Genomic DNA, 11420 nt, shown 5'->3' with positions numbered 1-11420 from the left:
TGTTGGCGTGGTTATGACCCGCAATGCGCCCTGCATGCGCGTACTGTGTCCGAATACATCCTCAGCGTATTGAAGCACCCTCCCGGTGCGCCCGGTTTGGTGGGCCGAGGGGCGAGATCGGAAGGAGTAGCCAGTGGATCATCTGGCCTACCTGGACGCGGGATCGGGCAGCCTGATCGTGCAGGCGGTGGTTGGCGGGGTAGCTGGTGTCGCGGTGGCCGGCAAGCTCTACTGGCGACGCTTGGTCAACCGGTTCCGCAAGCAGCCCACCGACCGGCACTGACCGCATGACATCTGCATATCCCGACCTCCGGGCCGAGCCAGGATCCTTCCGGGACCCCGCGAACCGGGTCTTTCACCGCGGCGACGACGTGCTGCGCGGGTTGGACGAGCGGGCTGCCACCGACTGGCGGTCCCTCGCCGGCAGCGACTTCTTCGCGACGCTACTTGCCGAGGGCAAGGTGTGCGACACCGTGGAGACCAGCCCGGCGCCGCCGGGCTGGTCCGCGGTGCTCCGGCACGAACGCATCCCATTCGTCTCCCACCCGTACGAGTGGTCCCACGGCATGCTGCGGGACGCCGCCCTGCTGCACCTGGACATCCTCCAGGCGGCGCTACCGGGGGGCTTCACCACCAAGGACGGCTCGGCGTACAACCTGCAGTGGCGCGGCGTGGAGCCGGTCTTCATCGATATCGGCTCCTTCGCCCCGGTCCAGGACGGTGAACCCTGGGCCGGCTACCGCCAGTTCTGCCAGACCCTGCTGTACCCGTTGCTCCTCGGCGCCCACCTGGGGCTGGACTTTCAGCCGTTGCTGCGGGCCCAGGTCGACGGGATCGAGGCGGACCAGATTCGTCGTCTGTTCACCGGCCGTCGCCGGTTCCGCCCCGGCGTGCTTACCCACGTCCACCTGCACGACGCGATGCAGCGACGCAACTCCCGATCCAGTACGGCCGAGGTCCGCAACCAGCTGCGCGACGCCGGCTACTCCCGGGACCTCGCCGTCGCCACGGTACGCGGTCTGCACCGCCTCGTCCGCCGGCTGGACCGGTCGCCGCCTGCCAGCCACTGGATTGACTACCAGCGCACCTGCGGCTACACCGCCGAGGACCGGGCCACCAAGGAGCGCTTCGTCGCCGCTTCGCTCACCGCCGGGCCCCCGACCCGGCTGGCGCTCGACCTCGGGACCAACGACGGCCGGTACGCCCGCCTGGCCGCGCGTCACGCCGAGTACGTCGTCGCCGTCGAACAGGACCCCGGGGTGGTTGACCGGCTCTACCGGGAGCTGCGGGCCGAGGGGGAGCAGCGGGTTCTGCCGTTGGTGATGGATCTGGCCGACCCGTCACCCGGCGGCGGCTGGCGGGGGATCGAGCGGGCCTCCTTCGGTGACCGGGCGCGGGCTGATGTCGTCCTCGCCCTGGCGGTGGTGCACCACCTCGCGGTGGGACGGAACGTCCCGTTGCCGGAGGTGGTCGCGTGGTTGGCCGGTTTCGGTCGGCCGGGCACGCGGCTGGTGGTGGAGTTCGTGCACCCGGAGGATCCGATGGCCCGTCGGCTGTTGGCCAACAAGCCGGAGGACACCTTCCCCCACTACCGCCGGGACGAGTTCGAGCGACTGCTCGCTGCCCACGGTCACCTTGAGGAACGCCTTCGTCTGCCCTCGGGTAGTCGGACCCTGTACCGGGTGGTCCTGAGTGGGTGACCCGGACACCGCGCCCACACCGGATCAACCCGAGGGCGTTGACGGCGCCGCTGATCGACGAGCCGGCGCAGCGGGGGACCCGGACGGTGCGCCGCGGCGTGGCTGGAGAGCGGAGGGGTTCCGGCTGCTGGAGCTCGCCGCTCTGCTCGGGCTCGCGGTTACTCAGCCGTTGTTGGATGTGCTCGGCCGGAGCCCGGACTTCTTCCTCTTCCACCGGGCCGGCCGTGGCGAGATCGTACAGCTGGTCGTGCTGGTCGCGATCGTACCGACCCTCGCGGTCGGCGCGCTCGCGGCGATGTCGCGGCTCGCCGGCCGTACCACCCGGGAGCTGACCCACACGCTGCTCGTGGGTGTCCTGCTCACCGCGCTGGCCGTGCAGGTTGGACGGCACACGACACCATTGCGGGGCGTACCGCTGTTGCTGCTGGCGGTTGTCGTCGCGGCGGCGGCGACGGTGGCCTACCGACGGTGGCGTGCTCCGGCCCGCGTGCTACGGGTCGCGGCGCTCGGGCCAGTGGTCTTCGTCGCGCTGTTCCTGCTCGTGTCGCCCACTTCGGCGGTGGTGTTGCCGCGCTGGGACGGCGGCACCGTCGGGCTGGCCCGCGCTGGTGGCCATCCGCCGGTGGTACTCCTGGTCCTCGACGAACTGCCCCTGGTCTCCCTGCTTGACCCGGACGGGCAGATCGACGCGGACCGGTTCCCGCACTTCGCTGAGCTGGCCGCCGGCTCGACCTGGTACCGGAACGCGACCGGGGTCAGCGGGTGGACGCCGTACGCGTTGCCGGCGATGTTGACCGGCCGCTATCCGGACACCGGGGCAGCTCCCCACTATTCGCACCATCCGGACAACCTGTTCACTGCCTTCGGTGGCCTCTACGACATCCGTGCCGAGGAGAGCATCGCCCGCCTCTGCCCGCCCAGCCGCTGTGAGACGCCGCTGGGTCGGGAGCAGGGGATGGGGGTACTGGCTCGGGAGAGCGCGAAGTTGCTGGCGCGGATATCCGCGCCAACAGAGAGCCGGGTTGACCCGGCGGACTCCTACCGGGAGCAGACCGCCGCTGAGGTTGGCCTCGACGCGGCCGAGCCGATCCCGGAGGATCCGACGTTTCGCTGGGACCGGTTGAGTGACAACCAACCGGCCCGGTTCAGTAGCTTCCTCGCCGGGCTCCGGCCGTCTGACGGGCCCACCCTGCACTTCCTGCACCTGCTGATGCCGCATTCGCCATGGGCGTATCTGCCCTCGGGGATGCGCTACGTGGCGCCGGAGGACTTCCCGAACGACGGGGAGGGCTGGGCGGAGTTGGCCCGTCAGCGCCACCTGGCCCAACTCGGCTACACCGACCGGCTGATCGGCGAGACCCTGCGTACGCTGCGCGCCACCGGACTCTACGACGACGCCCTGTTGGTGGTCACCGCCGACCACGGGGTGAGCTTCACCGAGGGGGCGCCGGGGCGGGGGATGGGCGCGATCGAGGTCGCCGCCGACGAGGTGGCGTGGGTGCCGCTGTTTGTCAAGTATCCCGGGCAACGCACCGGCCGGGTCGACGACCGGGACTGGCAGCACGTCGATCTGTTGCCCACCCTCGCGGACGAGGCGGCGATCCGGCTGCCCTGGGCGGTCGACGGTTTGTCGGCGCGGGAGGCGCCCCGGGCGCAGGCAAGTAAGGTCTTCTATGACCGGCCCGCCCAGCCGATCCCGATCGACGGTGGCGTACCCACCGTCGCGCCGCCGGCCGCGCCGCACTCGCTGATCGGCAGCACGGTGCCGGAACAGCCGACGGCGGGGGTGGCCCAGGTCGAGAACCTGGCTGCCTTCCGGGAGGTGGATCCGGACCAGGGCCTGCTACCCGCGTTGGTCTGGGGTGACCTGCCCGACGAGGTCCCCGATGGCACCCCACTGGCGGTGGCCGTCAACGACCGGGTCGCCGCCGTGGTTCCGGTGGTTGGCCGGGACGAGGGCGGGCGCCGGTTCGCCGCCCTGATCGATGATGATCGGTTTTTTCAGCCGGGAACCAACCAGCTTGATCTCTTCCTCGTCGCCCCCGATGGCACGCTGACCCGGCTCGCGCTTTCCTGACGCTGGTCGCTGGTCGCTGGTCGCTGGTCGCTGGTCGCTGGTCGCTGGTCGCTGGTTGCTGGTCGCTGACCGGTGGCCTCGGCCTCGTTCTGCTGGCCGCGGGTCGCCAGCGTTTGGCCGCTCCAACCTGCTTCGCTCGGCCTGCATCAGGCCATTTACGGTGTTCTGCGGCGATCTTCGCCAAAATTCGTCGTCCAGTGATTTCGTGCTGTCCTGTCCTGCCTCGGCTGACTCCTCGGCTTGGGGTGGAGACCCGGTCGGCGTTTCCTGGGCCGGGGGCCGGGAAATGGGTGACGCATCCCTCACCGGCGAACCACCGCGGGCGGTGTCCTGGGAAGCACGAATACGGTAAAGCGAAGGAAATTCAACGAAGAAGACCTGTCGGCGAAGCGAGGACGCACATGACGGAAGTCAAGCTCGATCACCCCGGTGGGCAGCTGTCGATGCCGGTGAACACGGCGATCGAGGGTCCCGCCGGCATCGGGGTCAGCCAGCTGCTCAAGCAGACCGGGATGACGACCTATGATCCTGGCTTCGTGAACACCGCCGCCTGCTCGTCCGCGATCACCTACATCGACGGCGACGCGGGGATCCTGCGCTACCGTGGCTACCCGATCGAGCAGCTGGCGGAGAAGTCCTCCTTCCTGGAGGTCTCATATCTGCTGATCTACGGCGAACTCCCCACCCAGCAGCAGCTGATCGAGTTCACCGAGCGGATCCGGCGGCACTCGTTGCTGCACGAGGAGATGCGTCGGTTCTTCGACGGCTTCCCCCGGGACGCGCACCCGATGGCGGTGCTCTCCTCGGCGGTCAGCGCCATCTCCACCTTCTACCAGGACAGCCTTGACCCGTTCGACGACGATCATGTGGAGATGTCGACGGTCCGGCTGATGGCGAAGGTGCCGACCATCGCCTCGTACGCCTACAAGAAGTCGATCGGCCAGCCGCTGCTCTACCCGGAGAACTCCCTCGGGTACGTGGAGAACTTCCTCCGGATGACCTTCGGCGTGCCGGCCGAGCCGTACGAGGTTGACCCGGTGGTGGCTCGGGTGCTGGACATGCTGTTCATCCTGCACGCCGACCACGAGCAGAACTGCTCCACCTCGACCGTACGGCTGGTGGGTTCCAGCAACGCCAACCTCTTCGCCTCCGTCTCGGCCGGGGTGAACGCCCTCTTCGGTCCGCTGCACGGCGGTGCGAACCAGGCCGTGTTGGAGATGCTGGAGACGATCCGCGCTGACGGTGGCGATGTCCGCTCCTTCGTGCGGCGGGTCAAGGACCGGCAGGCCGGTGCGAAGCTGATGGGCTTCGGCCACCGGGTCTACAAGAACTACGACCCTCGGGCCGCCATCGTGAAGAAGGCCGCCCAGGACGTGCTCGGTCGGATGTCCATCTCGGACCCGATGCTGGACCTCGCGATGGAGCTGGAGGAGATCGCGCTCGCCGACGACTTCTTCGTCTCCCGCCGGCTCTACCCGAACGTGGACTTCTACACCGGCCTGATCTACAAGGCCATGGGCTTCCCGACGAAGATGTTCACGGTGCTGTTCGCGCTGGGGCGGCTCCCCGGCTGGATCGCCCAGTGGCGTGAGATGATCAAGGACCCGGAGACGAAGATCGGCCGTCCGCGGCAGATCTACACCGGTGCCGCCCAGCGCGACTACGTCAACCTCGAGCAGCGCTGAGCGGAGTGGACTCTCGCTAAGTTACCCAGCCGGCAGTCGTTGACCCGTGGTTGGTGTCAGTGACTGCCGGCTGTCGGCGGATGTCGGGACTGCCGGACACCCGTGAGCTGGCCGCAGCTCGGCGGACACCCTGCCCGAACTGGCGTGACTGTACAGACATATGCGTTAATTTCGGGATGTCTTATATCGTGCATGGCGCTACTGGCGCCCAGGGTTTTCCTGTTCTGTCCGCTCTCCAAGCGGCGGGCCGGCGCGCAGTCGCGGCGGTGCGGGACGTCACCACGGTGCCGGACGGATTCGCCTCGGCCACGGTCGACCTGGCGGACGCCGACTCGTTGGCGGCGACCTACACCGGTGCGGGCGGTGTGTTCGTCCACCTTCCGTTGGGGGCGCCGACCGATCTGGGAACCTACGCCAAAGCGGTCGCCGCGGCGGTCGCCACGGCCCGACCTCCCCGACTGGTCATCTCCACCAGCGGTCAGATCGTTGACCAGCCGGGGACGCCGCTCCAAGCGGCGCCGGAGACGCCGGTCGTCCAGCTCATCCGGGACATCGAGGCGAGTGGCGTCCCGACGGCCGTCGTTGCTCCGCGCCTTTACCTGGAAAATCTGCTACTGCCCGTCGTCATGGGGCCCGTACGTGCGGAGGGGGTCCTGCGCTATCCGCTTCCGGAGAATTACGCCGTGTCGTGGAGTTCCCACCTGGACGTCGCGGACATCGTCACCCGGCTCCTGACCGACGCGACCGTTACCACCGGTACGGTCGCGGTCGGGCATCGACCTGGGCTGACGGGGGCGGACCTGGCCGCGGGATTCTCCACCTACCTGGGGACGGACGTGCGCTACGAGGCCATCACACCGGCCGCGTTCGGCGATCTCATCACCCCGCTCTTCGGTGCCGGTGCCAGCGCCGGCGTGGTGGGCCTGTACGAGCTGTTGAACGCCCAGGCCGGGAACACCATCGCCGAGGAGAACAGCGCCCAGCGGCTGCTTGGTCTCGCTCCACGTTCCGTCACCGACTGGCTCACGCAGGTACGCGCCTGAGTCGACGCGGTGGCGGAGTCCCGTCGCCCCTCGGCTTGCCGGGCCTGCTGTACCACCCCGCCCCGCAGCGGTGACATCCGCTGGCGGGGCGGGGCGCGGAGCGCGCGATCGCGTCCTTGTGGCAGCACGAGTGCTGCTGGTCGCGTATCTTGTCGCCCGCCGCTACGGGCGTGGTTGAGCCATCCCGCCGGCGGCCGACGCTGATCGTTGCCGTGCGGCCTCGTACAACACGACGGTCGCCGCGGCGGCGGCGTTCAGGGAACTGGCGGCGCCGGTGATCGGGATCTGAAGCGTACGGTCGCAGGACTGCCGCCATGCCGTGCTGAGTCCGCGCGTCTCGTTCCCCACCGCGATGAGCTTTGGGCCGGTGAGGTCGTGCGCGGCGATCTCCACCGCACCGTTTTCGTCGGTGCCGACGATCTCGATGGGGATGCGGGCAGCGCGCAGCGAGTCGGCCCAGTCCAGCACCGCACGATGGCTCGGCACGCGCACCACCGGCACGGTGAACAACGACCCGGTACTCGCGCGCACGGACTTGGGATCGTAGGGGTCGGCCGCATGCCCGGTGATGACCACGCCAGCGGCTCCGAACGCATCCGCGGACCGAACCAGCGAACCAATGTTGCCGGGAGCGGTCGGTCGGTCGAAGGCCATCACCAGCATGTTGGCCGAGTGCGGTATGCGCTGCAGTCGGTCCTCGGGGAGCCCGACCACCGCGAGTAACTCTGGTGGCTCCTCGTCCTTGCCCCCGAGCTCACCCAGCAGCTCCGGCGACACCGCGACCGGGCTGGCCCCGCCGACCCGGTCCAGCAGGTCTCGACTCCATCGGGAGAGGCTCTGCCCGGCGGGATACAGCAGGGCACGGACCTGCCAACCGTGCTCGACGGCGAGGGTGATGGGCCGGACTCCCTGGACCACGAATTCCCCCGCACGCTGGCGTTTGGTGCGATTGGTCAGCAGGGCCTGCCACTGCTGAAAGGTCGCGTTTCGGGTGCTGACCCTGATTGTTCTCGCCATGTGCTCAGTGCCTCCTCGCTGCGCCCATCGTCGTGGAGGCGGTCTCACTCGGCGCCGTCGTCCTCACGTCCCTGTGCGCGTCGCTGGTGGGCTGGGCCCTCCGGGCGGTACTGGAGCGACTCACCCGAGCCGCCCGTACGGCCTGGACGGCGATCGCCCTGAGCGTACTGGTCATCTCCTACGGCGGCCCGCTGCTCGGCACCGGCATCCCCACCGGCTCCCGGATCACCCTGGCGCTGATGCACACCACTGTCGCGGCGGTCCTCATTGCCGTGTTACGCAGCACCTCTCCGAGAGTCGCTGGCCGGTGATCCGAATTCGACCGGGATGGGTCAGGGAATGGGCCACTCGTGGGCCGGTCGGTTGCTGTGCATCAGGTCCACGTAGTGGCGGAGCACCTCGCGCAGCGCCTCGGGCCGGCTCAGGCGGTCGGCGGACTCCAGCCGGTTCAGGGTGGCCACCTGCCAGCTCGCCCCGTTGCGGCTGGTGAGACAGCGCTGCTCGATGATACCGAGCAGCCGATCCCGCTCGGCTGGGTCCATTCCCCAGCGGTCCAGCCCGTGGTGGGCCAGCGGCAGTAACCGGCGGAGCACCAACTCGGTGACGGGTAGGTAGCCGAGGCCCGGCCAGAAGACCTGCGCGTCGATGCCGTGTCGGGCGCAGGTGGTGAAGTTCTCCTCGGCGGCGTTGAATGACATCTGCGACCACAGCGGCCGATCGCTCTCGGCCAGCGCGCGGACGAGGCCGAAGAAGAATGCCCCGTTGGCGATGGTGTCCACCACGGTGGGTCCGGCCGGTAGCACGCGGTTCTCCAGCCGCAGCCGCGGCCGGCCCGCCAGGACGTCATACCTCGGCCGGTTCCACCGGTAGATGGTGCCGTTGTGCAGGCGTAGCTCGCCCAGTTGCGGCACGGCGCCAGCCGCGATCGCCTCGACCGGATCCTCCGGGTCGCAGACCGGCAGCAGCGCGGGGAAGTAGCGGACGTTCTCGTCGAAGAGGTCGAAGACGGTGCTGATCCAGCGTTCCCCGAACCATACTCGGGGACGGACACCCTGTGCCTTGATCTCCTCCGCGCGAGTGTCGGTCGCCTGCTCGAACAGCGGGATCCGCGTCTCCCGCCACAGCTCCCGGCCGAAGAACAGCGGTGCGTTGGCACCCAGGGCCACCTGGACGCCGGCGATCGCCTGCGCCGCGTTCCAGTAGTCGCCGAACTGGGCGGGGCTGACCTGGAGGTGGAACTGAGCGCTGGTGCAGGCCGCCTCTGGAGTGATGGTGTCCGCGGTGGTCGTCAGTCGCTCCACGCCGTTGATGACGATTGGCAGATCTTCGCCCCGAGCGGCGAAGATCTGCTCGTTGAGTAGTTCGAAGCGGGGATTCGCGGAGAGCGCCGCAGAGGTGAGGTGTTCCGACCGTAGCGTCGGCAGGATGCCGATCATGACGAGACGGGCGCCGACGGTACGCGCCCGGGCATCGGCGGCGTTCAGGCGCTCACGCAGCGTCTTCTCGAACTCCAACGCCCCGGTACCGGCGAGCCGCAGTGGAGCTACGTTGATCTCCAGGTTGAACTGACCCAGCTCGGTCTGAAAGTCTGGGTCGGCGACCGCGGCCAGCACCGCGGTGTTGCGCATCGCGGGCCGGGACATGTCGTCGATCAGATTGAGCTCGATCTCCAAACCGGTCGTCGGCCGATCCACATCGAACCGGGAGTCTGGTAGCAGGTCGGCGAAGGCGTGGAGGCAGCGACGGAGCTTTTCGCGATATCGGGCTCGATCCGCACGGTCGAAGGTCCGCACGTCAACGTTCTCGCCCATGGTCACCGCCCTGTCACCGCTGGCCCGTCACCTGACAGTCGCACAGTGTGTCCAACGGCGAAAGACCTGTTGGTTTCTCCCACCCCACCGGTGGGCCGCGACAGGCATCCGTCGATCCAGGCGGCGCCCCTGCGGCCGCGTGGACAGAGCGGGTACCGGGGCCGGTTCAGAGCAGGCTGGCACCGGCGGCCACCGCGGCCAGCAGCAGCAGGCCCAGGCTGGCCTGGAGCAGGAGCGGCGGCCCGAGATGCGACCAGAGCGTCGCCGTACGCGGGGTGAGTGACTGTCCGGTGGTGAGGTTGACGATCCGCTCGATCTTCGGCGGAAGCTCGGAGTCGCGCTGGCGGCGTAGGGTGAGTTGCACGTGGTCGGCCGGGTGCAGGGCACTCTGCGGCAGGTGTCCGTGTAGCTCGACCTCGCACAGCCGTCCGGCGGAGTCCCGCAGCCGGACAGGGGTAACCAGGAACTCCGGCCCGTTCCGAAGCTCCTTGAAGGTGCGCCGACCGCGGCCGGAATCGGCCGCCGAGAGCTGCTGGAGCAGGGCCATCAGCATTCTGACCACGCCGGCTGCCACGAGCACCGCCACCAGCACCGGCTGGCCCACCCGTACCTCACGCGGGTAGCCCTCGAGTAACCGGACGATTCGCCCGGTGACGATGCGCGCCGTCGGATGCGTGATCCGTGGGGTATGTAGGTCGCTGTCCATCGCCACCACCCAGGGTTGATCTGTTCCCCGATGGTATCGGCCGGTGTGGGTGAATGGGGGGAATGAACGTCGATCACGTGTCGTGGGTCAGGTGACAAGTCAGCTGGCACGGGTAACCGCAGGGTCGAGCTGGAAAGGGGTCGCGCATGCAGCTGTCCTTCCTACGCCCGCTCTATGATCGACCGGGCCCGTGGTGTTCGGTTTACCTGGATGCCTCAGCCGACACCGAGGACGCCCACGCCGCGCTGGACCTGCGCTGGCGCGCGCTCCGGGACCGACTTCAGGAGCAGGGGGCCGACCCGGCGTCGATCGAGGCGATCGATCGGGTGGTGCGGGGTCATGATCCGATGCCGGGTGACTACGGCATCGCGGTCTTCGCCAGCCACGGTCGGGTGGCCCTGTCGGAGTACCTGTCCGCCCCGCCGCTGCGGGACATCGCCACATTCGCGTCGCTGCCGCACGTGATGCCGCTGCTGGCCCAGCGGGGCGAGCAGGTGGCCTGGGTGCGGGTGATCGCCGACCGGACCGGAGCGGACGCGATGGCGGTCAGCGCGGGGGGCGTGCCCCGGCACGCCCAGGTTCGGGGCCGGCAGGACTACCAACTGCGTCGCGTGCGGCCGGGCGGCTGGTCCCAGTCCCGCTATCAGCGGGCTGCGGTGGAGGCCTGGCACCGCAACGCGGGGGATATCGCCGCCGCCGCCGCGGAGCTGGCTGAGAAGGTGCGCGCCGACGTGGTGGTGGTGTCCGGAGATGTGCGGGCCACCGGTGTGATCGCCGCGCAGTTGCCGGAGCGCTGGCAGGAGGTGCTGGTCCGTACCGATGCCGGCAAGCGGGCCGACGGCGCCGACCACACCCAGTTGGATGACCTGACCGTGCAGACCATCGCCGAGGTGGCCGACCAGCGGATCAGTACTGCCCTGGACCGTTTCGGCGAGCAGGAGGAGGTCGGTTCCGGGCTGGACGCGGTGGTCTCCGCGCTGCAGCGAGACCAGGTCGAGAACCTGCTTCTCGTGGACGACCCATCGGCGACGGGAGAGTTGTGGGTCGGGTCGGATCCCACCCAGCTCGCCACCGATCCTGAGCAGCTGTCTGCCATGGCGGTGCGGGACCCGGAGCAGGTACGCGTCGATGCCGCCCTGGTGCGGGCGTTGGTGGGGACTGACGCGGAGTTGACCGTCCTCGGCCCCGAGGAGGCGCCGGAGCTGACCGGCGGGGTGGGTGCGGTACTCCGGTACGTCGATGCGGCCACGCCGGGGCGGGACGGCGAGTGAGGTCCCGCCGCCCATCCGCCGGGGTTACCGGGAAATCCCGATGAGTAGGGGATGCCCAGTTTGAACCCCATCGGGGTGGGAAGCCGGGCTGCGTGGTTAGTGAACGAGGA

10 protein-coding genes are annotated in these 11420 nt (G+C 69.1%); 7 read left to right on the top strand and 3 right to left on the bottom strand.

Features of this window, described 5'->3' with window-relative positions; translation table 11 throughout:
* Nucleotides 1–133: 133 nt before the first annotated feature.
* The 5 genes from SALPAC3_RS28240 to SALPAC3_RS0103660 all read left to right on the top strand — a co-directional run bounded on the left by SALPAC3_RS28240 (nt 134) and on the right by SALPAC3_RS0103660 (nt 6505).
* The gene (locus tag SALPAC3_RS28240; RefSeq protein WP_018219920.1) at nt 134–283 is read left to right on the top strand and encodes a hypothetical protein; all 150 of its coding nucleotides are present in this window, start codon (nt 134–136) and stop codon (nt 281–283) included.
* Between the two features lie 4 nt (nt 284–287).
* Nucleotides 288–1700: a class I SAM-dependent methyltransferase gene (locus SALPAC3_RS0103675; RefSeq protein WP_018219919.1), complete on the top strand. Its 1413-nt coding sequence runs from the start codon at nt 288–290 to the stop codon at nt 1698–1700.
* Nucleotides 1693–3777 (top strand): sulfatase-like hydrolase/transferase, encoded by a 2085-nt coding sequence (locus SALPAC3_RS0103670; RefSeq protein ID WP_018219918.1) that lies wholly within the window; start codon nt 1693–1695, stop codon nt 3775–3777. The genes SALPAC3_RS0103675 and SALPAC3_RS0103670 overlap by 8 nt, the downstream gene beginning before the upstream one ends.
* A 401-nt stretch (nt 3778–4178) precedes the next feature.
* Complete coding sequence (locus SALPAC3_RS0103665; RefSeq protein WP_018219917.1) at nt 4179–5462, top strand: citrate synthase; 1284 nt, start codon at nt 4179–4181, stop codon at nt 5460–5462.
* A gap of 176 nt (nt 5463–5638) precedes the next feature.
* On the top strand, nt 5639–6505 hold the full coding sequence (locus tag SALPAC3_RS0103660; RefSeq protein ID WP_026185204.1) for an NmrA family NAD(P)-binding protein: 867 nt from the start codon (nt 5639–5641) through the stop codon (nt 6503–6505).
* 162 nt (nt 6506–6667) lie between these two features.
* On the opposite strand, the gene SALPAC3_RS0103655 is transcribed toward SALPAC3_RS0103660, so the two are convergent.
* Nucleotides 6668–7522 carry a TrmH family RNA methyltransferase gene (locus SALPAC3_RS0103655; protein WP_018219915.1) on the bottom strand — a complete coding sequence of 285 codons (855 nt, stop codon included), beginning with the start codon at nt 7520–7522 and terminating at the stop codon, nt 6668–6670.
* Between the two features lie 32 nt (nt 7523–7554).
* On the opposite strand from SALPAC3_RS0103655, the gene SALPAC3_RS0103650 reads away from it, so the two are divergent.
* On the top strand, nt 7555–7833 hold the full coding sequence (locus SALPAC3_RS0103650; protein ID WP_018219914.1) for a DUF6069 family protein: 279 nt from the start codon (nt 7555–7557) through the stop codon (nt 7831–7833).
* Between the two features lie 21 nt (nt 7834–7854).
* On the opposite strand, the gene SALPAC3_RS0103645 is transcribed toward SALPAC3_RS0103650, so the two are convergent.
* Both SALPAC3_RS0103645 and SALPAC3_RS0103640 read right to left on the bottom strand, forming a co-directional pair.
* Nucleotides 7855–9333 (bottom strand): glutamate-cysteine ligase family protein, encoded by a 1479-nt coding sequence (locus SALPAC3_RS0103645; RefSeq protein WP_026185203.1) that lies wholly within the window; start codon nt 9331–9333, stop codon nt 7855–7857.
* Between the two features lie 166 nt (nt 9334–9499).
* Nucleotides 9500–10048: a hypothetical protein gene (locus tag SALPAC3_RS0103640; RefSeq protein WP_026185202.1), complete on the bottom strand. Its 549-nt coding sequence runs from the start codon at nt 10046–10048 to the stop codon at nt 9500–9502.
* A 137-nt stretch (nt 10049–10185) separates the two neighbouring features.
* On the opposite strand from SALPAC3_RS0103640, the gene SALPAC3_RS0103635 reads away from it, so the two are divergent.
* A complete protein-coding gene (locus tag SALPAC3_RS0103635; protein ID WP_018219911.1) occupies nt 10186–11310 on the top strand; it encodes a baeRF2 domain-containing protein in 1125 nt (374 codons plus the stop codon).
* The last annotated feature ends 110 nt before the right edge of the window (nt 11311–11420 follow it).

It is taken from the genome of Salinispora pacifica DSM 45544 (genome assembly GCF_000378845.1).
GTDB lineage: Bacteria > Actinomycetota > Actinomycetes > Mycobacteriales > Micromonosporaceae > Micromonospora > Micromonospora pacifica.
The sequence above is the reverse complement of the archived record's forward strand: the minus strand, read 5'-3'. Positions and strand labels throughout refer to the sequence as shown.